20 protein-coding genes are annotated in these 23081 nt (G+C 33.9%); 13 read left to right on the forward strand and 7 right to left on the reverse strand.

All coding sequences use genetic code 11. The features are described from left to right. Positions 1-9 precede the first annotated feature (9 nt). Positions 10-711, forward strand: a complete 702-nt coding sequence (pssA, locus tag QZ136_RS06855; protein WP_291401776.1) for a CDP-diacylglycerol--serine O-phosphatidyltransferase — start codon at positions 10-12, stop codon at positions 709-711. A 16-nt stretch (positions 712-727) separates the two neighbouring features. Here pssA and QZ136_RS06860 read toward each other — a convergent pair whose 3' ends face one another. Continuing rightward, a complete protein-coding gene (locus QZ136_RS06860; RefSeq protein ID WP_291401778.1) occupies positions 728-1114 on the reverse strand; it encodes an Hpt domain-containing protein in 387 nt (128 codons plus the stop codon). 15 nt (positions 1115-1129) lie between these two features. Beyond that, complete coding sequence (folK, locus tag QZ136_RS06865; RefSeq protein WP_291401780.1) at positions 1130-1615, reverse strand: 2-amino-4-hydroxy-6-hydroxymethyldihydropteridine diphosphokinase; 486 nt, start codon at positions 1613-1615, stop codon at positions 1130-1132. Between the two features lie 86 nt (positions 1616-1701). On the opposite strand from folK, the gene sppA reads away from it, so the two are divergent. From sppA to QZ136_RS06885, 4 genes are all read left to right on the forward strand, one after another. Beyond that, positions 1702-3471, forward strand: coding sequence for a signal peptide peptidase SppA (gene sppA, locus QZ136_RS06870; protein ID WP_291401782.1), 1770 nt, complete (start codon positions 1702-1704; stop codon positions 3469-3471). Between the two features lie 71 nt (positions 3472-3542). After that, positions 3543-5231 (forward strand): DNA polymerase/3'-5' exonuclease PolX, encoded by a 1689-nt coding sequence (locus QZ136_RS06875; protein ID WP_291401784.1) that lies wholly within the window; start codon positions 3543-3545, stop codon positions 5229-5231. Further along, entirely contained in the window at positions 5221-6198 is a 978-nt protein-coding gene (locus QZ136_RS06880) for a glycosyltransferase family 9 protein (RefSeq protein ID WP_291401787.1), read from the forward strand. The genes QZ136_RS06875 and QZ136_RS06880 overlap by 11 nt, the downstream gene beginning before the upstream one ends. Continuing rightward, positions 6191-6697, forward strand: a complete 507-nt coding sequence (locus tag QZ136_RS06885; RefSeq protein ID WP_291401790.1) for a histidine phosphatase family protein — start codon at positions 6191-6193, stop codon at positions 6695-6697. Before QZ136_RS06880 ends, QZ136_RS06885 begins: the two co-directional genes overlap by 8 nt. 4 nt (positions 6698-6701) lie before the next feature. Here QZ136_RS06885 and dprA read toward each other — a convergent pair whose 3' ends face one another. The 4 genes from dprA to QZ136_RS06905 all read right to left on the reverse strand — a co-directional run bounded on the left by dprA (position 6702) and on the right by QZ136_RS06905 (position 10206). Next, a complete protein-coding gene (dprA, locus tag QZ136_RS06890; protein WP_291401792.1) occupies positions 6702-7796 on the reverse strand; it encodes a DNA-processing protein DprA in 1095 nt (364 codons plus the stop codon). A 73-nt stretch (positions 7797-7869) separates the two neighbouring features. Beyond that, positions 7870-8496 (reverse strand): 16S rRNA (guanine(527)-N(7))-methyltransferase RsmG, encoded by a 627-nt coding sequence (gene rsmG, locus QZ136_RS06895; protein ID WP_291401794.1) that lies wholly within the window; start codon positions 8494-8496, stop codon positions 7870-7872. Beyond that, positions 8486-9100, reverse strand: a complete 615-nt coding sequence (locus QZ136_RS06900) for a sigma-70 family RNA polymerase sigma factor (RefSeq protein WP_291401797.1) — start codon at positions 9098-9100, stop codon at positions 8486-8488. Before QZ136_RS06900 ends, rsmG begins: the two co-directional genes overlap by 11 nt. Next, complete coding sequence (locus QZ136_RS06905; RefSeq protein WP_291401799.1) at positions 9091-10206, reverse strand: glycosyltransferase; 1116 nt, start codon at positions 10204-10206, stop codon at positions 9091-9093. The genes QZ136_RS06900 and QZ136_RS06905 overlap by 10 nt, the downstream gene beginning before the upstream one ends. Positions 10207-10359: 153 nt before the next feature. Between QZ136_RS06905 and tgt the strand changes: the two genes are divergently transcribed. The 8 genes from tgt (at position 10360) to QZ136_RS06945 (ending at position 22159) form a co-directional block, all read left to right on the forward strand. After that, on the forward strand, positions 10360-11490 hold the full coding sequence (gene tgt / locus QZ136_RS06910) for a tRNA guanosine(34) transglycosylase Tgt (protein ID WP_291401801.1): 1131 nt from the start codon (positions 10360-10362) through the stop codon (positions 11488-11490). A 6-nt stretch (positions 11491-11496) separates the two neighbouring features. After that, positions 11497-12573: an LptF/LptG family permease gene (locus QZ136_RS06915; protein WP_291401942.1), complete on the forward strand. Its 1077-nt coding sequence runs from the start codon at positions 11497-11499 to the stop codon at positions 12571-12573. A 6-nt stretch (positions 12574-12579) separates the two neighbouring features. Continuing rightward, a complete protein-coding gene (locus QZ136_RS06920) occupies positions 12580-13488 on the forward strand; it encodes a DMT family transporter (RefSeq protein ID WP_291401804.1) in 909 nt (302 codons plus the stop codon). Between the two features lie 677 nt (positions 13489-14165). Continuing rightward, complete coding sequence (locus QZ136_RS06925) at positions 14166-17009, forward strand: hypothetical protein (protein WP_291401806.1); 2844 nt, start codon at positions 14166-14168, stop codon at positions 17007-17009. Between the two features lie 107 nt (positions 17010-17116). Then, positions 17117-17410, forward strand: a complete 294-nt coding sequence (locus tag QZ136_RS06930) for a hypothetical protein (RefSeq protein ID WP_291401808.1) — start codon at positions 17117-17119, stop codon at positions 17408-17410. Positions 17411-17579: 169 nt separating this feature from the next. Beyond that, positions 17580-17762 carry a carboxypeptidase-like regulatory domain-containing protein gene (locus tag QZ136_RS06935; protein WP_291401809.1) on the forward strand — a complete coding sequence of 61 codons (183 nt, stop codon included), beginning with the start codon at positions 17580-17582 and terminating at the stop codon, positions 17760-17762. A gap of 3 nt (positions 17763-17765) precedes the next feature. After that, positions 17766-20702, forward strand: coding sequence for a SusC/RagA family TonB-linked outer membrane protein (locus tag QZ136_RS06940; protein ID WP_291401945.1), 2937 nt, complete (start codon positions 17766-17768; stop codon positions 20700-20702). A gap of 8 nt (positions 20703-20710) precedes the next feature. Continuing rightward, a complete protein-coding gene (locus QZ136_RS06945; protein WP_291401811.1) occupies positions 20711-22159 on the forward strand; it encodes a SusD/RagB family nutrient-binding outer membrane lipoprotein in 1449 nt (482 codons plus the stop codon). Positions 22160-22262: 103 nt separating this feature from the next. On the opposite strand, the gene ispE is transcribed toward QZ136_RS06945, so the two are convergent. Further along, on the reverse strand, positions 22263-23066 hold the full coding sequence (gene ispE, locus QZ136_RS06950; protein ID WP_291401813.1) for a 4-(cytidine 5'-diphospho)-2-C-methyl-D-erythritol kinase: 804 nt from the start codon (positions 23064-23066) through the stop codon (positions 22263-22265). Positions 23067-23081 lie beyond the last annotated feature (15 nt).

The following is a 23081-nucleotide window of genomic DNA, read 5'->3' on the forward strand; positions in this document are numbered from 1 at the left end:
AATATACTGATGAAACAACATATCCCCAATACAGTTACTTGTCTAAACTTATTTAGCGGCTGTTTGGGGATTGTTTTTGCATTCAATGGAAACCTTGTTTTCGCAAGTTATGCCATACTGATCGCAGCAGTTCTCGATTTTCTTGATGGAATGCTTGCCAGACTATTAAAAGCTTATTCAGAACTTGGAAAACAGTTAGATTCACTTGCAGATATGGTGAGTTTTGGGGTTTTACCTTCAGTTATTATTTACCATCTTTTTTTAAGTTCAGTAGAAATTACATCACTCAGTCTCATCAGTTACTCTGCTTTTATTATTGCTGTTTTTTCGGGATTAAGATTAGCAAAATTCAATATCGATACACGTCAATCTGAGAATTTTATCGGATTACCAACACCTGCAAATGCTTTATTAATTGCATCTTTTCCCTTCATGATGGAAGAAAATAATTCATTTTTTATGAATTATATCATGAATCCTTATTCTTTATTAGTTTTTAGTCTGATAATGAGTTTTTTATTGATTTCTGAAATACCACTCATCTCTTTAAAATTTAAAACACTTAGTTTTTCAGAAAATGCACTTCGCTATACTCTGATACTTAGCTCGATACTATTAATCTTATTACTTCAATTTGCTGCAGTTCCAATAATTCTAATTCTATATATTTTAATATCTCTTCTACAGTTCAGAAAAACAGTAAAAGTTTAAGATTTCTAAATTATTGTCAGACAGATTTCTCTAATTCAGACTTAATAATTGCTAACTTCACAAAAAGAGTTTTACTCATATCTTTTAAAATCTTAAATGATGGCGGAATAGCATCTAAATTTTCAAGGTTTCGAGCATTCATCTCTATTTCAGCCATACTTTCCATCGCCGATTGCACACCCATAAATGTTAAACTGGGTTTTATTTTATGCGCTATTTCGGCAGCATCAGCCCAGTTTTTATCTTTGATAAATTGGTCGAGCTTCTCAAAATAATCAGGTATCTGAGATAAAAACAGATCAATAAGATCGATCATAAATTCCGTACTTCCACTAGCAATCCCGCGAAGGTAAGTTAGATCTAATTCAAAATCTGCGTTATTATGGCTTGAATCTATTGACATAAAATAAATATAAAACTAAAATTCAACTTTTTCCACTGAAAGGTTATCATCCAAATCATGAAGTAATTGACTAACACTTTTTGAAAGTTCCGGATGAATTAAGTCGGGAGCAACCTCATTTAAAGGCATAAGTGTAAACTTCCTGACATGCAAATAAGGATGTGGTATTACTAAATCAGGTTTATTAATTACCTGATTATCATAAAACAATATATCTATATCAATTATTCTAGAGCCCCACTTCTCTTGCCGTTCTCTCCCCAGTTTTTTTTCTATGCTTAAGATTGAATTTAATAATTCTTCGGGATTAAGCTTAGTTATTACATGAACTACTTGGTTCAAAAAATTTGGCTGATCTATCTTTCCCCAAGCTGCTGTTTGATATAATGAGGATTTAGATTTAATAAAGCCAATATTATTTTCTATCTCAAGAATGGCATCAGAAATATATTTTTTGCTATTACCAAGATTACTACCTAGAAGAATATAAGTATCAAACATATTATTTTACAAAATTATGTAACAAATTGACAAAAACTAAATCTGTATATTTGTAATATTACATAGATAATGTATTTAAAGGTTATATGAAAGATTTTTTCAAATTTGTTTTTGCTTCTATGATCGGTTTTATCCTATCATTTTTCGTGGCTTTTTTACTTCTTATTGCAATTATTGGCGCTCTTGTTTCATCTGCAAGCAATGAAGGCAAAGTTAGCATCGCATCCAATAGTGTACTTCATGTAAGTCTTGATTATCCAATTACAGAACGAACGGATAAAAATCCATTTGCTGAATTAGATCTCTTCGGACTTGAAAGCAAGAAAACTTTGGGACTTAATGAAATTTTGGCAAATATTAATGAAGCTAAAACCGATGATCGTATAAAAGGTATATACCTTGATGTGTCTTCATTAAGTGCTGGAATGGCAACAATTGAAGAGGTTCGAAATGCATTAATAGATTTTAAGAAAAGTGGTAAGTTTATTATTGCTTATAGCGAGGTTTATTCGCAAGGGGCTTATTATTTGTCTTCAATAGCAGATAAAATTTATCTTAATCCCGAAGGAATGATAGATTTCCGTGGATTAAGCTCTGAAATCATGTTCTTTAAAGGTGCTCTGGAAAAATTAGATATTGAAGCCCAAATTATTAAAGTTGGAACTTACAAAAGTGCCGTAGAGCCTTTTATTTTAGACAAAATGAGCGAACCTAATAAACAGCAGGTAAGTTCATTCTTAGGTTCAATGTATGATCACCTTCTTTCTGAAATATCTAAAAGCAGGAAAATTTCGAAGGAAAGCTTGTTTTCAATCGCTGACAGTGCAAAAATTCGAGCTCCAAAAGATGCTTTGACTTATAAAATGGTCGATGGACTTAAATATAAAGACGAGGTGTTAGATGAATTGAAAAAACTTACAAAAATTGATAAAAAGAAAGATATAAAATCTGTAAGCCTCGAAGATTATACAGCAAAAGAAGAAATAAAAGAAGAATCTTCAAAAAATAGGATTGCTATTATTTATGCCAATGGCGAAATAATTAGTGGTGAAGGAGATGATCAAACTATTGGTTCAGAAAGAATATCTAGAGCCATTAGAAAAGCACGTACGGATGATAAAGTTAAAGCAATTGTTCTTCGTATTAATTCTCCGGGAGGTAGTGCTCTTGCATCCGACGTGATTTGGCGAGAAACAGTATTGGCAAAGAAAACTAAACCTGTAATTGTATCAATGGGCGACGTAGCTGCTTCTGGAGGTTATTATATTGCATGTGCAGCCGACTCAATTTTTGCGCAACCTAATACCATAACAGGTTCAATTGGAGTGTTTGGCATTATTCCTAACATGCAGAAATTTTTCAAGAATAAACTTGGAATAACGTTCGATGGTGTAAAAACAGGAAAATTTGCCGATTTAGGGTCAATTAGCAGACCTTTAACTGAGGGTGAAAAAATGATTATCCAACTAGAAGTAAATAAAGTTTATGATACTTTCACCAAAAAGGTTGCAGATGGACGAAAAAAAGATCAAAACTATATTAATAGCATCGGCCAAGGTAGAGTTTGGAGTGGAACAGAGGCACTTAACATAGGGCTTGTAGATAGATTGGGTGATATCAATGATGCTATTGCATCAGCAGCTAAAAAAGCAAAATTAAAAGATTATAAAATTGTTGACTATCCTGCACAAATTGATCCATTTACGGCACTTTTCGATAAATCGGGTGATCAGGTAAAAGCTTATTTTGTAAAAAGAGAACTAGGTGATAATTTCATGTATTATGAACAAATGAAATCGGCACTAAATTTATCTGGAGTACAGGCTCGTATACCTTATAACATACAAATTAGATAATTCTTAAAAATATTTTATTAAATAAAAGAAACCCTTCCCTTTTCAGGGAAGGGTTCTTTATTTTTGTCGATATGGAAAATAAAATCATTGCCCGGACATTAAGATTCTTAAGCTCATTGCTTGAATTACATAATGAAAACCCATTTAAGGTACGTTCTGTGGCCAATGCAGCATTTAAAATAGATAAACTCCCCTATCCTATTGATACGAAAAGCTTATTAGAGCTAGAACAGATTGAAGGTCTTGGTAAAAGTATTGCAGCAAAAGTTGATGAATTTATTAAGACTAATGCCATTGAAGAACTGACCGAACTTTTGAATAAAACCCCAGAAGGCATTATTGAAATGATGCAAATCAAGGGTATCGGCCCTAAAAAGATTCTTACAATTTGGAAAGATTTAGGCATTGATACCGTGGGCGAATTGTATTATGCATGCAATGAAAACCGCTTAATTGAAGCTAAAGGCTTTGGATTAAAGACACAAGAAGAAATTAAAAAAAATATTGAATTTAGCATCGCTAGCAATGGACGCTTTCTTTATGCAAAGATTGAATTACTTGCGGAGGAGCTCTTAATAAACCTTAAAAAAGAGTTAAAAACAGAAGAAATTCATTTCACAGGTCAATACCGTCGTAAATGCGAAATTATTGATGAACTTGATTTCCTAATTATCGGCGAAAACAATGATTTGCTATCTGAAAAGATTAATTTATTGGAACTTGAAAAAATTGATAGTAGTAATCATAAGGTACAATGCAAAACTGAATCAGGATTGAAAATAGGCTTCTCATTCTGTAGCAAAGAAGATTTTGGCAAAGAACTTATCCTAAAAACCGGGAATGACTTACATGTAGAAAATCTGTTAAACTTACTTGAAGGCCATGATTTAAAGAATAAATCGGAAGAGCAGATTTATGAATTGGCAGGCTTAGAGTTTATAGTTCCTGAATTAAGAGAAGGCACAAATGAGATCGAATTAGCAAAATCTAAAAAGCTACCTGAATTAATCCAATACACCGATCTTAAAGGTAGTTTACACAACCATAGTACTTGGAGCGACGGAATTCATACTTTGGAAGAAATGGCTCTTTATTGTAAAAATGAGCTTAAACTAGAATATTTTGGTATTTGCGACCACTCAAAATCAGCTTTTTATGCCAATGGATTAAATGAGATGCGTGTTGCAGCTCAGCATCGAGAAATAGATGAGTTGAATAAAAAACTTGCTCCATTCCGTATATTTAAAGGAATTGAGTCAGATATTCTTTATGATGGTTCTCTTGATTATTCGGATGAGGTGCTTTCTAGTTTCGATTTTGTTGTTGCATCAGTCCACTCCATTTTAAATATGAATGAGGAAAAAGCAACTGAAAGATTATTAAAAGCTATTGAAAACCCATTTACCACAATTTTAGGACATCCAACTGGAAGATTATTATTAAGTAGAAGTGGATACCCTATCGACCATAAAAAGGTAATTGATGCTTGTGCAGCAAATAATGTCATCATTGAGATTAATGCAAATCCTCTGAGGCTTGACCTCGATTGGCGCTGGCATCAATATGCCATATCAAAAGGTATACTTTTATCCATAAATCCTGATGCACATCGTGTTGAAGGTAATTTAGACATGAAATATGGTACTTTGATTGCGCGAAAAGGTGGATTAAGTAAACTAAACTGTCTTAATGCAATGACTTTAGAGCAAATCAGCAAAATTTTTGAGCAACAAAAAACAAAGCATAAACTTGGAAAATAAGAAAGTTAAAATCCTAATTATAAGATTTAGCTCAATTGGTGATATTGTGCTTACAAGCCCTGTTATCCGCTGTTTGAAAGAGCAAATTGAGGGAGTAGAAGTCCATTATTTAACAAAAAAATCATTTGAACAGGTTCTATCTGCTAATCCCAATATTGACAAATTGCATTTTCTTGAAAATTCACTTAATGACTCTATTTCGGAGCTTAAAAAGGAGAATTTTGATCATATAATTGACCTTCACCACAACTTAAGGACATTAATCATTAAAACACGACTTGCTACACACTCCAAATCATTTGATAAGTTAAATTGGCAAAAATGGTTATTAGTTAATTTCAAGAAAAATGTACTTCCAAAAATCCATATCGTTGATAGGTATCTTAAAACTGTCGAGTTTCTTGGGGTAAACAACGATAATAAAGGCCTCGATTATTACTTAAATGGCAATTATGAGCTAGAAACTCTCTTACCTAGCTCACATCTCAAATATATTGCAGTAGTAATTGGCGCACAACATGCAACTAAACGCCTCCCAGTTGAGCGATTGATCGAACTATGTAGCAATATCAATCATCCGGTGGTTCTTTTAGGAGGTCCTGAGGATGCTGAACGTGGAGAAATTATCTCCAATACAGCTGGGAAACATGTTTATAATGGATGTGGTAAATTCAAACTCGACCAAAGTGCATTTCTTATTAAAATGTCGGAAAAAGTAATTAGCCATGATACCGGACTTATGCATATTGCCGCTGCCTTTAAGAAGCCAATTTTATCTATTTGGGGTAATACAGTTCCAGAATTTGGGATGTATCCATATCAAGTAGATGAATCACGAATTTTTGAGGTTTCGGGACTAAATTGCAGACCATGCTCTAAAATTGGCCATAATACTTGTCCGAAAGGCCATTTTAAATGCATGAATAGCATAAATCTAAGCGAGTTAATAAAAGTAGCAAATGCCTAAAAATTTATTACTAATCAGACATGCTAAATCAGGATGGGATGATTTATTATTACCTGATTTCCAAAGGCCATTAAATGAAAGAGGGCAAAAAAACGCTCCTGAAATGGCCCAAAGAATGATAAAGAAACAGTTAATCCCACAACAATTAGTTAGTAGTCCCGCTTTAAGAGCATTATCAACCGCTAAAATTTTTGCTTCTACATTCAAAATTGATCATTCAGAAATTATCCAAGAAGGTGAAATTTATGAGGCGCATAGTCAAACTTTATTAGAAGTGGTAAACAATCTTGATGATTCTTCTGAGTTTACAGCCTTATTTGGCCATAATCCAGGCTTAAGTGATCTGGCTAACTATTTTTGTGATAATATTGGATTTAGCCTTCCAACTTGCGGAATGATACTAATGAAATTCCCATTCGATAAATGGCAAATGCTAAGCAAAGGCACGGGCGAACTTATATTTTTCGACTACCCTAAAAATATTTCTTCACTAGTATAAAATTTCAAACAAGCTTATAGACCTTCCCAGGCAAGGAAATTAAAACTCCCTGCATTTCCATACCTAAAACGGTATGAACCAATTTACTTTGTTGAAAACCCGTTAAAAAGGACAATTCATCAATAGCCAGGCTACCTTTGCTAGAAAGTATCCTAGCAATAATTTCTTCATCATCCGACAAATTAATTGGTAAACTCAATTGAGTTTTTGTGCTAGTATCAATTTCGGTAGTCCATCCCATAATATACTCAATATCAGCAGCTTTAGTAATTAAATTGGCGCGATTTGTTTTAATTAAATGATTACATCCGAGGCTAAATTCATCATTAATCCTACCGGGAAAAGCAAAAACATCTCTATTATAAGAATTAGCAAGCTCTGCAGTTATCAAAGCGCCACCTTTTATGCTTGCTTCAACAACAATGGTAACATCACATAAACCCGCTATAATTCGATTCCGCTTTGGAAAATTTTCACGATCTGGAATTGTACCCGACATGAACTCAGTCAATAAACCGCCACAATCAAGCATTTTTTCAGCCATACTTCTATGCTGAGCAGGATAAATACGATCAAGGCCATGCGCAAGCACACCAATAGATGGAATTGCTAATTTATGAGCCTCTTTATGAGAAGCGAAATCTATTCCATAGGCTAAACCACTAACTATCAATGGATTATGTGGCTTTAAATCAAGTATCAAGTTTTTGCAAATCTCTTTACCGTACTCTGTTGCATTACGAGTCCCAACAATACTGATTATTTTAGTACTATTTAAATCAGCATTTCCCTTAAAATAAAGCATTACAGGTGCATCAGCACAGTTTTTAAGTCGCTTGGGATAATCCTCATCCGTAAGAAAATAAGGCTTTATTTTATATTTTTCAATAAATTTTAGCTCATCCTCAGCGAATCTAAACACTTCATGATTTAAGATTAGTTCCTTGGTTTTGGGACCAATACCAGGTACTTTGCCAAGGTGTTTACTTTTAGCTTTAAATACTTCTTCCTCATTCCCAAAATAACTTAGTAGATTACGGGCGAGTACTGAACCTATACCTGGAAGGCAAGAAAGGGCAATTTGATGAAATAATGACATCCCAATAAATGTTAAAAATTAAAAAAAATCCAATATTTAACAGCATTTGGGGTGCCGTGCATTCAATAAAATATTACTGAGGAATATAAACCACGTATTTCGTGTCGAAATATTCTTCTTTAAAATAGTTTGGCAGTGGAATTAATTCAACTTTTAATCCAGACTCTTCAATTTCTTGTTGAAGATCCCCTCCCTTAAGATACAATATACCATTTTGAAGCTTATTCAACGATTTTTTCTCAAATTTTCCTTTTATCCAAGGGTAAAAATCAGATAATCGCGTTACCGCTCTAGAAACAATAAAATTAAACTTTCCGTCTATTTGCTCTGCCCGAGCATGAGTTGCCCTAACATTTTTTAAGCCTAATGCAAGTGAAACCTCTTGCACTACTTTTATTTTCTTTCCAATAGAATCAACTAAATGAAAATCGGTATCAGGAAACATGATAGCCAAAGGGATACCTGGGAAGCCACCACCGGTGCCAACATCTAATACTTTTTCACCAGGAAGAAAAGAAATAACCTTCGCAATAGCCAGAGAATGAAGAATATGATGCAAATAGAGCATATCAATATCTTTTCTTGAAACGAGATTAATTCGGGCATTCCAAAAACGATAGAGCTCATCAAGAGCATCAAATTGATCTTTTTGGGTCTGACTTAGGTCAGGAAAATACTGCTTAATTATATCAGAAGTCACTTCTTAAATTTTTCTTATTACGATTTAAAATATTGGCCATTAAATCTCTGGCGCGAAAAAGTTGAGCCTTAACTGTTCCAATTGGAATATCCATTTGCTGCGCTATCTCATCATAGGAAAGCTCTTCATAATACCTCAGAACAATCAAAGTACGGTATCGTAAAGGCAGTTGTTCAACCATATTCTTTAATTTCTCACTTTCCTGCTTTCTAATGGATGTCTCCTCTGGATTCAATCCTTCAGCTCGAACTTGTAAATATTTATCCTCCCCTTGTTCTTCAGTTAAAATATCAAGGGAAACTACATTAAGTCTTTTTTTTCGAATAAAATCAATACTATTATTAGTTGCAATTCTAAACAACCAAGTACTGAAAGCATATTCAGGCTTATATTTTTCTAAATTTTCAAATGCTTTTGCAAAAGTCTCAACTGTAAGATCCATTGCATCATCTTTATTATTGACCATTTTTAGGGCCATAAAATAAATAGAATCCTTGTACCTCTGCATAATTTCTGCATAGGCCTTTTGATCTCCTTCCTTTGCTTTGGAAACAAGATTAAAATCGTTTCTGGCATTTGCCGAGAAATTAGGATTTACTTCCATTCAACTTTCTTCCTAAATATGGATATTAAGCTTAACAGCATGATATAAATGTAGTAAATGAAATCAAAAACAGGTAAGAACCAAATAAGGTCAATGTATTTTAATTTCTTTAATACAGGAATATAAACAAAAATTTGGCAAATTAATCGGATAAAAAATATAGAAGCAATAACCCACCAAGGACCTTTTACAACTATGAGCGCAATTAATGCTGCATAAAATAATATTCCAGACAGCACTTGAAAGCTTAACATTCTCTTATGTTGATTTTTATATGCCTTTCCAGCACCCTGATGCCTAATTTTTTGTGAAAAATAGGCAGAAAGAGACTTTTTGGGTTCAGACCATACATACGATTCAGGATGTATCTCAATTTTAGTATTTTGACTATTTGCATTCTGATTAACAAATAGATCATCATCACCAGATAAAATATGCATGTGAGAAGCAAAGCCTTTTCCTTTAAAAAAAAGCGATTTTTTATAGGCCATATTTCGACCAACACCCATGTATGGAATTCCTTTTAAAGCATAAGAAAGGTAACTTAATGCGGTAAAAAAGGTCTCAAATCGTATAAATTTATTTAACAATCCTCCTTTAATTTCATAAGGTGAATATCCGAGTACAATATCCGTTTGATCGCTAAAGTTACGCTGCATAAGGCTTAACCAATTTTCTGATGAAGGATAACAATCGGCATCAGTTAAAATAAGATTTTCATTTTTGGCGGCTTTGATTCCTAAAGTAAGAGCAAATTTCTTACCATGCTTAAATCGCGGATGATCATTAATTGTTACCGTTTTAAGATTTTTATATTCCAAAGATAAGTCGCGCAAAAACCATTCAGTACCATCATTTGAGCAGTCGTTCACAACAATTACTTCAAAATTTGGATAATTTTGTCCCAGAATGGATACTAGGTTTTTCTTAAGATTTTGGACTTCATTTTTTGCACAAATAATCACAGAGAGTGGCAAATTAGTCTGTAAATTTAAGTCAGGAGCCTTAAAAACAGCAAGTTTTCGATAAACTACTAAAACGTAATAAAGTTGAAGTAATAAACAGATATGTAAAGTAACAACAATAGAGATATACAGATAATTCACGCCTTAAATCATAATTTAAATCTTGTAAATTTCTGATTTTTCGTTGAACTATTGGCATTAATTATAAAATAAAAGAAATTTATTCCTCTAAATTTAAGCTTAGCACGGGAGCAGTTTATATTTTGCTATTTTTGCCTGCATTATAAATGATCAATGAAATTTAAACTAGAGGCAGAAGATAAAAATTCGAAGGCACGTGCAGGTGAAATAACAACTGCTCACGGAGTGATACAAACCCCTATTTTCATGCCGGTTGGGACCGCAGGTTCGGTAAAAGCGGTACATCAGCATGAACTTGCAAACGATATTAAAGCCCAAATTATACTTGGAAATACGTATCATTTGTATTTGCGCCCGGGACTAGAAACCTTACAATTAGCAGGGGGGCTACATAAATTTAATGGATGGGATAAACCACTCCTTACAGACAGTGGTGGCTATCAGGTCTATTCTTTGTCGGGTGTGCGAAAAATAAAAGAAGAAGGCGTAACATTTAGATCTCATATTGATGGATCCAAGCATTTATTTACACCTGAATCGGTAATGGATACTCAACGTATCATAGGTGCGGATATCATCATGGCCTTTGATGAATGTACACCGTATCCATGTGAATATGGTTATGCTAGAAGATCAATGGATATGACGCATCGCTGGCTGAAACGCTGTTGCGAACGATTTGACAATACTGAGCCTATTTATGGATTTGATCAAACGTTATTCCCTATTGTACAAGGTTCTGTTTATAAAGATCTTAGAAAACAATCGGCAGAAGTAATTGCTTCATTTGAACGTGAAGGTAATGCCATTGGTGGTTTATCTGTGGGCGAACCGGCAGAGGATATGTATGAAATGACCGAAATTGTTTGCGATATCCTTCCCAAAGAAAAACCTAGATACTTAATGGGTGTAGGCACTCCAATCAATTTATTAGAAAATATAGCGCTTGGTATAGATATGTTCGATTGCGTGATGCCAACTAGAAATGCTAGAAATGGTATGCTTTTTACTAAAAACGGAATCATAAACATTAAAAATGAGCGCTGGAAGAATGATTTCTCTCCAATTGAGGAAGATAGCGACCTTTTTGCTGATAGAAATTATACTAAGTCTTATCTTAGACATTTAACTCATTCAAAAGAAATTTTAGGAGCTCAAATTGCTACTTTACATAACCTAAACTTTTATTTATGGCTTGTAAATGAAGCAAGGGCAAAGATAATTGCTGGAGAATTTACGAAATGGAAAAATGAAATGGTCGTTAAATTAGCACAACGTTTATAAGATATGATCAAAATAATTGACTGGTACATCATCAAAAAATACCTAGGTACATTTACATTTACTCTAGCTATTTTTACTGTGATTATTGTCATTTTTGATGTTTCTGAGAAACTTGATGATTTTATACGCCACCAGGCTCCGATTTCTGAAATAATATTCAGCTATTATGCCGGTTTTATTCCTTTTTATTTAAACTTTCTTTCTCCACTTATAAATTTTATTGCTGTTATATTTTTTACGGCTAAAATGGCCGACCAGACAGAAATTGTACCCATTTTAAGTAGTGGGGTTAGTTTTAAGCGATTCCTTCGCCCCTATATAATATCTTCAACGGTTATATTTTTAGTCACATTAATTTTTAACATTTTCATTATTCCTGAAACTAATCAATTAAAAATTGATTTTGAAAACACCTTTATAAATCCTAAATCAGATAATTCAAAGATGTTTACACATATGCAAATCGATAAGGATAGCTATGTTTACATCGAAAATTTTGATAATAACCAAAAAATAGGCTACAAATTCATCCTAGAAAAATTCTCAGGTGATAACTTAAAAGAAAAGCTAATAGCAGATAAAATCACATGGGATTCGCTTAAATCAAAGTGGAAAATTGAGAATTATTCGATTAGAAAAATAGATGGCTTAAGGGAAAGTATGAGCTCTGGAATTGTCAAGGATACTACCCTCGATATGCGTCCTAAAGACTTTGAAATCTATGATAATATTTATCAGGCGATGAATATGCGTGAATTAAACGACCGCATCAAGAAGGAAGAAATTAGAGGTACTGGTGTGATGGTAGACCTTCAATTAGAAAAATATAAGCGCTTTGTTTATCCATTTTCAGCCTATATTTTAACGCTCATGGGAGTATCTTTATCCTCTAGAAAAGTGCGTGGAGGTATCGGTCTCCCACTTGGAATTGGCATATTTTTAAGTTTTGCCTACATCATATTTATTCAATTTGCAACTATGTTTGCATTAAAAGGGGGATTGCCTCCACTACTTGCAGTATTTATTCCCAATGTTATTTTTGGGATGCTAGGCGCATATTTATTAATAAAAGCTCCAAAATAATCCAATATGCCATCTTCAAAAACCCCGATTAGTCGGAACCTCATTATATTACATATTACAGTCTTTATTTGGGGATTTACAGGTATCCTTGGAGCTGTGATTTCAATCGATGCTACCTACCTTGTTTGGTATAGGGTATTGATAGCTTTTGTAAGTTTATATGCTTATTTTCTTTATAAAAAGACCCCTATTAAGGTTTCAAAAGAAACCTTTTTAAAGCTTTTTTTTACCGGTGCAATCGTTGCTTTACATTGGATTTTATTCTTTCAATCGATCAAGTCTTCAACCGTTTCGGTGGCATTAGTGAGCTTATCTTCCCTAACATTATTCACGGCAATATTAGAACCAATCTTAAAAAAACAAAAGATTTCAAAGCTTGAAATCTTAACCGGATTATTAATAATTTTCGGAATTTATATGATTTTTAAGTTTGAATCTAAGTACACATTCGGAATAATTTGCGGTTTATTAAGTGCTTTTTTTGCCAGTATTTTCTCCATTATAAATTCGAAACAAATACAAAATCGCCCAGCAGCCATTATAAGCTTCTATGAGCTCATTGGAGCCTGGGTGTGGGTTTCTATCTATTTATTAATTACAGAGGGACTGAAGGCTCCTGTGAGCCTCAACCCGACAGATTTTGCATTTTTATTTGTCTTGGGAACGGTATGTACCTCCGTTGCATACGTTTCTGGCGTTGCAGTTATGAAAGAATTATCAGCTTTTAAGGTGGCACTAATTACCAATCTTGAGCCCATTTATGGCATCATTTTAGCGTTTCTTTTCTTCGGAAAAAAGGAGCAAATGACAGTAGGTTTTTATGTTGGCGCTCTCTTAATTTTAGGTACCATCTTTTTATTTCCTTATATAAAAAATATAAATACTAGAAAGATTTTAAGAAAATCTGGAAAATAAAATAATCAAAAAAATACACTAAGTATCCCCTTTAATAGAATTAGGAATAATGCAATAATTTGAAAAATAAATTCAAATCAAATCCGTATCATGTATATAAAAATGAGTCGAAGAAACTTCTAATTTATCATCCCATTTTTAATAATTATAGCCCCATTTTAGACTTCATTTTTCATCATTCATATCAGAGAAAAAACAAAAGACTTTACAGTTAGTTACATATTGTAAACATTAAAAAATACAAAGTCGTTTTTTTGAAAAAACCTTTAGAAAAGAAAAATTGAAATTCAGAATTCGAAAGATTATTAATAATTGCATTTCAAATTCAATCTGAATATTTCAAAAAGATTTAATCAAAATTTATAAAATAGGAGCGAAGCTTTAACCCCAAGACATTCTTAACAGTCTGCACCTAAATTCTCGTATATTAAAAAATATCATTCGATTAAATTGAAATAATGTCTTTATAATTTTGCTATATTTCAACAATCAAATTTTCTCAAAAAAGCCTCTTTTTTTTAATAAAAAATCATTTTTTATATAAATCAAATACCAAAAAAATTAAATATAATTAATTAAAAATCAGCAACTTATAGATTTTAATTAAAATTTTAATCAACATAAAATATCGTTAAAATACGGCAGCGGACTAAAATATTTAGCAAATTAATTTAATCATGAAATTATATAAACTTAAATATCTATTTATCAGTACTTTATGTATAATTATATCAAGCATAAATTCAACAGAGGTTTTTTCACAAATATTTAGTGCAGAACAGAACCCTCCAAGTATAAAATGGTTACAAATCAATAGCGCCAATTTTCAAATCATCTACCCTACTGAGCTCGAAACAGAAGCACAAAGAATGGCAAATACTTTGGAGCATGTTGTGAGTGCTGTTAGTAAATCTTTAAATACTAAGCCAAGAAAAATCTCAATAATTTTGCAAAACCAATCGGTTATTTCCAACGGCTTCGTTCAGCTTGCGCCACGCCGATCTGAGTTTTTTACTACCTCACCTCAAAACATCGACTTCCAAGATTGGCTTAATAGCTTGGCTGTTCACGAGCTCCGCCATGTGGTACAATTTGATAAGCTTAACCCAAATCTTAAAGCTCCATTTTTTGAAGAATTAGCTCTCGCAATTTTTGGCATCTCCCTCCCACCCTGGTTCTATGAAGGAGATGCAGTTGGTATTGAAACTGCACTTAGCCATGCAGGCCGCGGGCGACTTCCAGAATGGGAATTATTTTTAAAGACAAATACACTAAGCTCAAAAAAATATACCTACTCTAAAAACTATTTTGGATCCTTCAAAGACAGAACAGCTGGCTATTATCAAATGGGCTATTTCATGACTAGCAAACTTCGAAGAGATTATGGCGAAGGAATTATAGACAGCATTTTAACACGAATTTCGAGGAATCCTTTACGCCCTTTTAACCTCAGCAATTCAATCAAAAAATTTACAGGAATGAATAGCAAAACACTCCATGATTCAACAATACGTGAAATTGAAAATTTATGGAAGAAACAAGCCATTCAAATTAACGCTCAGTCCTACCCAATTTTAAACAAAAGAAAAGATTCATTGCCTAGCGACTACCTCTTTCCAGTCCGGATATCCGACAAAGAAATTATTGCATTAAAGCAAAATCTTACAGAAACCCCGAGCATAATTTTAATAGATGAAAAGGGTAATGAAAAAACAATCAAAAGAATCGGTTTTCAAACTGAACCAAATTTTAATTATGCGGCAGGTAAAATTGTTTGGGATGAAATCAGATTCGACAAAAGATTTTTTAAACGGTCATATAATGTGATAAATATCCTCGACTTAAAAAGCGGATCGTATAAACAAATCACACATAGAAGCAGACTCTTTTCTCCCGCACTTTCGGCGGATGGAAATAAAGTGGTAGCCGTAATAATCAAAGAAGACAATAAGAGCCTTCTGGTCGAATTAAATTCCGAGTCGGGTGAAATTATCAAGGAACACCTGCTAAATAACAACCAGGCGCTTCAAATGCCCTCCTACAGCAAAGATGGTAATAGAATTGTCTGCAGCGTAAGCAGCAAAGAAGGATCCTCGCTTTTAGAATTTGATTTAAACAAAGGAAGTCGCAAATATTTGTTACCATTCAACAAACAACAAATTAGCAGACCAATTTACGCCAACAGCACTATAATTTTTCGAGCCCACTACAATGGGATAAACAATATTTACAGTCTGGAACCGAGCACAAACAAAATCACAGCATTGAGCCATGCAAAATTTGGCTCTTCTAGTCCCTCCTATCATCCCGAAAGCAATAGCATACTTTTCATTAATTATGAAGCATTAGGCTACGATATCACATCGATTCCTTTTGAAATTAATCATAAAATCGATTTTGCGACTAAGAACACCTTCATCGATTACTCTGCTCCAATAATCTTACAAGAATCCAACTCATCTTTGTTAGACAGCATTCCTCAATTAAAATATGAAAGTCAAAAATTTAAAGAAACTAGTAATCTCTTTTATTTCCATAGCCTCTCACCCATTTTTGAAGAAGGCGATAGCAATAATGCCCAGAAAATTGGTTTTAAATTAAAATCGAATAACAAACTAAACACCTTTGATTTTTACACAGGCTATCAATATAATTCAAGCTTAAGAAGAAATGAGTATTTGGCGGAGATTAGCTATAAACGCTTTTATCCCATAATCAATTTGAAATACCTTAACCGTGCTCAATTAGCTAGTTTTAGGCAAAACAATAATATAATTCCAATCAATTGGCGTGAAAACTTTGTTGAGATGGAAATGAATATACCTTTCACTTTCAATAGGCTGAATAAAACCTATAATTTAGGTATTTTAAGTTCAACCAGTTATACTTCACGATATGAAATACAGAATAAACCAGGAAATTTCATCGATAAACTTAGGTTTCCAATAAAATATACGGCATATTTCAGGAGCAACACGCAGCGAAGTTCAAGAGATATTGCACCCAAATGGGGACAAAACCTAATTCTATCTTATTTTCATTTACCATTTGAATCGCAGCTGAGTGGAAACCTATTTGCTTTTAGAAGTATGTTTTATAGTCCGGGGATTTTACCAAACCACTCCTTTCAAACTAGCTTTAATTATCAAAGTAGCGATGGAGCATATGCTTTCAATGTCGAAATTCCACGAATTAGCGGCTATAATAATTTAAATACGAGCACTAAATTGAGAAATACACTTTTATTGGATTACAAGCTACCATTATTTTACCCAGATGCTGAAATTGGTCCGATAGCCTACATCAAGAGAGTTAAAGGAGGACTTTTTACAGATTTTGAAAATATCGGCAAGGGTTCAAAATTTCAAGCACGTAGTTACGGAATTGAATTGAGTGCTGACATGAACTTAATGCGTTTTTATCTTCCAGATTTTGAGCTTGCAGGAAAATTAATCTTTTCAAATGAGGCAAGTAGAAAAAAACCAATTTTTGAGTTGGGATTTACCTACAATATTAATTAGTGGTAATTTGGTACAAAATAAATTAGAACTTACAATATAGCAAAAATTTTAATTATTAGCAAATTATACGGGCAAAATCCGATATTCGAGTTTACAAAATAGATCACATGTCATTTAAAACAATTTTTATTATTATCGTTTCTGTGTTAGTAACTGTCATATTAATGAATAATACCGATGAAATTCAATTTTGGATTTTCGGAAATGCTAAGATTCCAAAATTAGCCGTTTTAGGGTTTATGTTCGGACTTGGATCAATTGTAGGATATCTTGCTGGCAGGCCACGTAAAAAACCGAATAGGCATGAAGATTTGGAGGATAATGAAGATGAGTTTACTAATCCTAATGGCAATAAAGAAAGCAGTAGGTTAAGCGATGAAGATCGTGAGTATATTAAATAGCAAGCACGTTCCTACCCTATTTTTTCAATGATTTAAATTTTATTCCATTGTAATTCATATAGTTATCTCGAATAATAATTCTTGTATCTATGAGGTGGAATTGTAATAAATTTTCTTTTTTATCTATTTTTTTTCTAATTTCCACTATTATTTATCAAAAATTATTTTTATGAAAAAAACCAGACTTTTTTTTCTGCCAATTTTATTATTTCTAACTCTTAGTGTAAGCGCACAGGTTAGAGAAATAAAAGGCACTGTTACCGCTGCTGAAGATGGAAGCACCCTTCCTGGAGTAAGCATTAGGGTAAAAGGTACGAGTACCGGGGCCACAACTGACCCAAATGGAAATTAGCGCATTCAGGTACCAAACAATGATGCGACTCTAGTTTTTGCTTTCATCGGTTTTTCTGTACAAGAAATTCGTGTTGGAGCGCAGAGTACTATTGATGTAAAAATGAATAATGACAGTAGACAGCTCGAAGAAGTTGTTGTAACTACTGGTTTAGGTATTTCACGTCAGCAAAAATCATTAGGATATGCCGCTCAAGGTGTAAAATCTGAGGATTTGAACATTAATAGACAACCTAATATTTTGAATGCACTACAAGGTAAAGTTGCAGGTGCAACTATATCGAGTGTGGGTGGCGGACCAGGTCAAGGTGCAAATATCAGAATCAGGGGTATTAACTCCATAGATGCATCTGCCTCAAACGATCCTTTGTATGTAATTGATGGAATTCAAATTGATAACTCAACCTCAACTCAAGGATCTGGAGCAGGAGCCAATGTTCGTTCAGTGGGAAACAGAGCATCCGATATTAACCCTGATGATATTGAAACTATCAACATTTTAAAAGGCGGTGCTGCAACGGCTTTATACGGATTAAGAGGTTCAAATGGTGTTGTAATTATCACTACCAAAAAAGGCAAAGGTACAGGTGTAAGAACCAATTTTACAAGCACCTATGGATTTGAAAATGTAAACAAAACCCCAGCTGTACAAACTGAATATACTGCTGGTATTCTTGGGGTTTACACACCAATCGGACTAGGTCCTGCTTGGGGTCCAACAATCGCTGAAGCAAAAGCAATTGACCCAACTCATCCAGATCAACTTTTCGAGAATTACAAAAATGCATTTGATACAGGCAGTCAATTAAGAAATACAGTTTCAGTAACTGGTGGCTCAGAAGCTATTAAATTCTTTTCATCAGTATCTCAGTTCAATCATGATGGAATGCTACCATTTACTGATTACCAAAACTTATCTGCAAGATTAAATACGGACATTAAAATTAGTCCTAAAATTACTGCAGGAGTAAATATGGGTTTCAATAATTCTGGAGGTTATCGTTTTGACGCAGATCGTTATGGAGAAAGCTTGACATATTATTCTGGTCGCTGGGATGTAAGAGATTATATCAATGAGGATGGAACACAAAAGTGGAGAGGAACCAACAATCCAATTTTTGGAGCTGCAACAAATAGGTTAAGAGATAATGTTAATCGTTATATAGCTGGTGCAAATATCGGTTATTCACCTACAAGCTGGTTAAATTTCAATTATCGTGTGGGTGTTGACACTTATACGGATAACCGTAAACGTACTGCACCAGGCCCAAGAGGAATATCAGGAGAAAGAGTTTATGACAATGCTGATGGTTTTGTTGGTGAATATCTAACTTCTTACAGAGCAATAAACTCTACATTATTGGCAACAGCTACAAAGCAAATCACAAAAAACATCAATGGTACTCTTCGTTTAGGTTATGAAGTTTACGATAGAAGCACTAAAGACCATGGAGTTTTAGGTAGCGTTTTAAGTATTTACAATGACTTTAGATTAGTTAATGCTAAAACACTAGCTGTTTCACAAGGAATTAATCAATATCGTTCTAATGGTTTCTTCGGTGAGGCTACTTTCGATTATAAAAATTATTTATTCCTAACAGTTACTGGACGTAATGATGTAACATCTACACTTTCTGCAGCCAATAGATCATTCTTTTACCCTTCTGCAAGTTTAAGTTATGTTTTCTCAGACAATCTTAAACTACCAGCCTTTATTGGTCAAAGTAAATTGAGATTATCTTATGCTCAAATTGGTAAAGATGCCTCACCTTACTCTACTTCAAGTGGTTTCTCAAATTATACAGGTTTACCAACTGGAGTTACAGGTTTAACCATATCGTCTAACCTAGGAAATCCAAACTTAAGACCAGAATTTACGGATACCTATGAAGCAGGACTTGAAATGTCATTTCTTAAAAATCGATTAAATTTTGACTTAACCTATTATTACTCACTCAGTAAGGACCAGATTACAAGGGCGCAAGTTTCTTCGACAACTGGATTTGTAACCGCTTCAATAAATGCAGGAACAATCAGAAATAAAGGTATTGAGCTCGTTTTAGGAGGTTCACCAATCAAAACCAAGAATTTTACATGGGATGCAACGCTTAACTTCTCCGCAAATAGAAATAAGGTAATTAGCCTTAACGACGGACTTAGTGAAATTGTTTATGGTCCTGGTACTGGCGGTTATGGCAATTCACCTGTAACATTTAAAATTATACCTGGACAGCCTTACGGTAATATCTATGGCTCATACTATTTGCGTTACTATGGCAATAGTGTTGAAGATCCAATGCGTACAGACAAGTCGTTGCCGATGTTGATTGGTGCCAATGGATTCCCTCTTAATTCAACAACAAAGCAAAAATTATTAGGTAATACAATGCCTGACTGGGTAGGTGGACTTTCAAATAACTTTACTTATAAGAGATTGACCCTTTCCACACTAATCGATGCACGTTGGGGCTTTGAGAAATTTAACAGATTAGATAACTTTAATTCTGCGTTCGGTATTGCAGATTATACAGCTAATCGTAGATCATTTTACACTTTCCCTGGTAAGCTAGCTGATGGAACAGATAATACTAAATCAGTTTGGTTAAACCAAGGTACAGGTCCGGATGGCGTTAATTACGGTGAAGGTTATTACAGACTTTACCACAGAGTGCTCTCTGAGCCTTTTGTTCAGGATGCATCATGGATACGTTTGCGCTCAGCAAGTATTTCATACTCATTACCATCAAAATGGTTACCCGCAAAGACTATTCGTAATGCGAATATTTCAGTTACTGGTAATAACTTATTCTTGCGCACTGACTATTACGGACTTGATCCTGAATCAATATCTGCAGATAGCGGAAGCAATGTGGATGGTGCTGCAGGTATGACATACCCAGCTGCAAGGACATTTTTATTTACACTTAATGTTGGATTTTAAAGATTATGATGATGCATAAAATATATAAATACTCCCTAATTTTAGTTACTGGAGCTGCATTAACCCTTCAGGGATGCAGTAAAGAATATTTTGATGAGCTAAGCACTAATCCTAATCAGGTTTCTGAAGCTACACTTCCAGCACTATTATCAACTACAACAGCTAAAGCTGGCTTAAATACCTTCACTGTTGGAAGCAATATTGCACCTTATGTTCAATATACAGCAAATCCTGCTGCTTCATCGGCAAGTGACATCTATGAAACAATAGATTTTACTGGCATGTGGGATGCATTATATTTCGCTATGGCGGATGTGAACGAATTGAAGAAGCAAGCGGTAAAACAAGGCTCAAGTGAATACTTAGGTGTTGCAAATGTATTAATGGCTTATAACCTAATGATGGTTAATAATTTATGGGGTGCGGCTCCATTCTCTGAAGCTTTTAATGCAAGTAATTTTACTCCTAAATATGATAGCGACCAGGCTTTGCATACCGCTAGCTTGACACTTCTAGATGAAGCTATTACCGAGCTTGGAAAAACTACTGCAACTATCAAATTAGCTGCTGCAAGTGATTTAATTCATGCTGGTGATCGTACAAAGTGGCTAAAAACTGCACAAGGTTTAAAAGCTAGAATTCTAATAAAGACAAGCAAAACAACAACCTTTAATGCTTCTTCAGTTTTAACCGCAGTTGGAAGTTCTTATTCCTCAAATGCGGATGACGCTGGAATGGCTACATTTGTTTTGCGTAATAATTGGGCTACTGTATCTAGAAACAATGCTTCTTTAACTTTGGGAGGCTGGTTATCCGAACAGTTTGTTGATCATTTAAATGGTAAAACATACGGACTTTTCGACCCAAGAATCAAAAAAATTACAGATGTTACCGTTGTTCCGGGAAACCCTAGTTACCCACAATATATAGGAACAGTAAATGGCGCTGGAAACAGAACCAATGGATCTTTCAATAATACAACTAAGGATGAAAACTACATTTCGTTTAATTCACCTTGGACAAGCGACACCTCACCTTTGTTAATTATGACCTTCGCTGAGCTTAAATTTATTGAAGCAGAAGCCGCATTAGCTACAGACCCATCGAGAGCCTATACAGCTTATTTAGCAGGTATTCGTGCCAATATGGATAAGTTATTAGTCCCAGCAAGCGAACGCGATGCTTACCTAGCTGACGCAAGAGTTGCTGTAGGTGCAGCTAACCTGACAAAAGATCTGATTTTTAAGGAAAAGTATGTAGCCACCTACTTAAATCCTGAAGCATTTAATGATGCTCGTAGATATGATTTCAAGTACAAAGACTTTACTTTACCTCAAAATGCTGTTCTTTCTACGTTCATAAGAAGAATTGATTATCCTCTTGGCGAACGCAGTAAAAATGGAACAAATGTTCCAGCTGGTGTAGCAAGAACTACTAAATTATGGTGGGATCAATAAAGGCGCATTTAAACTAATCAAAGCCTCAGCAATAGCTGGGGCTTTTTAGTTTGAAGAATATTATAAAAATGGGGTATTATTGATTTTAATTAAAAAATGATTATCACACTCCATAAAACACCTGATTATCTATTTCAAGATCAGACAATTGTAATTTTTCTTTAAAGATTCCAAATACAGAAGAGCCACTCCCACTCATGGAGGCAAATAAGGCTCCAGATTGATAAAGCTTTGATTTTATCTCAGCAACAATAGGATATTGATCAAAAACAGATGTCTCAAAATCATTTTTAATACATGTTTTCCAATCTTCAATTGGTGAATTAATTAGTTCAACTAAAGAATTTGAAACGGGTTGAGGAATTACTCCTCGATAAGCAGCTGCTGTAGAAACATGTACTGGAGGCATTATTAAAACGAAAAAGTATTTACTAAGATCTAAAGCTATATTTTGCAATTGATCGCCCTTTGCAAAGGCAATAGAAGGCTTATTTTGTATAAAGAAGGCACAATCAGATCCCAGCTGTGAGGCATAATTCTCCATTTTAGAAAAATCAAGACCTAATTCAAATTTATCATTCATTAATTTGATAAAAAATGAAGCATCTGAAGAACCTCCTCCTAATCCTGCACCAATTGGAATATGCTTATGCAAATGAATATGAACAGGTGGAAGTTTATAATCATTAGCTAAAAGATGATAAGCCTTGACGCAAAGATTATCCATTTCGTTACCGGGAATTTCTATACCCGATGAAGAAAAAGCAAGACTATCTGACTCAACAACCTCTAGAGCATCCCTAAGGCCAATAGGATAGAAAATAGTTTCTAAATTATGGTAACCATCTTCCCTTTTACTGAGAATATTTAATCCAATGTTTATTTTTGCATTTGGGAAGGTAATCATATTCTAAAGATCGCT

It is taken from the genome of Daejeonella sp., from assembly GCF_017495225.1.
Lineage (GTDB): Bacteria > Bacteroidota > Bacteroidia > Sphingobacteriales > Sphingobacteriaceae > Daejeonella.

Bases quoted from the DNA above. Each gene is read 5' to 3' on its own strand.
- pssA (WP_291401776.1), top strand. From the start codon at position 10: ATGAAACAACATATCCCCAATACAGTTACTTGTCTAAACTTATTTAGC.
- tgt (WP_291401801.1), top strand. From the start codon at position 10,360: ATGAAATTTAAACTAGAGGCAGAAGATAAAAATTCGAAGGCACGTGCA.
- QZ136_RS06885 (WP_291401790.1), top strand. From the start codon at position 6,191: ATGCCTAAAAATTTATTACTAATCAGACATGCTAAATCAGGATGGGAT.
- QZ136_RS06875 (WP_291401784.1), top strand. From the start codon at position 3,543: ATGGAAAATAAAATCATTGCCCGGACATTAAGATTCTTAAGCTCATTG.
- sppA (WP_291401782.1), top strand. From the start codon at position 1,702: ATGAAAGATTTTTTCAAATTTGTTTTTGCTTCTATGATCGGTTTTATC.
- QZ136_RS06920 (WP_291401804.1), top strand. From the start codon at position 12,580: ATGCCATCTTCAAAAACCCCGATTAGTCGGAACCTCATTATATTACAT.
- QZ136_RS06930 (WP_291401808.1), top strand. From the start codon at position 17,117: ATGTCATTTAAAACAATTTTTATTATTATCGTTTCTGTGTTAGTAACT.
- folK (WP_291401780.1), bottom strand. From the start codon at position 1,615: ATGTTTGATACTTATATTCTTCTAGGTAGTAATCTTGGTAATAGCAAA.
- QZ136_RS06860 (WP_291401778.1), bottom strand. From the start codon at position 1,114: ATGTCAATAGATTCAAGCCATAATAACGCAGATTTTGAATTAGATCTA.
- QZ136_RS06935 (WP_291401809.1), top strand. From the start codon at position 17,580: ATGAAAAAAACCAGACTTTTTTTTCTGCCAATTTTATTATTTCTAACT.
- dprA (WP_291401792.1), bottom strand. From the start codon at position 7,796: ATGTCATTATTTCATCAAATTGCCCTTTCTTGCCTTCCAGGTATAGGT.
- QZ136_RS06945 (WP_291401811.1), top strand. From the start codon at position 20,711: ATGATGCATAAAATATATAAATACTCCCTAATTTTAGTTACTGGAGCT.
- ispE (WP_291401813.1), bottom strand. From the start codon at position 23,066: ATGATTACCTTCCCAAATGCAAAAATAAACATTGGATTAAATATTCTC.
- QZ136_RS06925 (WP_291401806.1), top strand. From the start codon at position 14,166: ATGAAATTATATAAACTTAAATATCTATTTATCAGTACTTTATGTATA.
- QZ136_RS06900 (WP_291401797.1), bottom strand. From the start codon at position 9,100: ATGGAAGTAAATCCTAATTTCTCGGCAAATGCCAGAAACGATTTTAAT.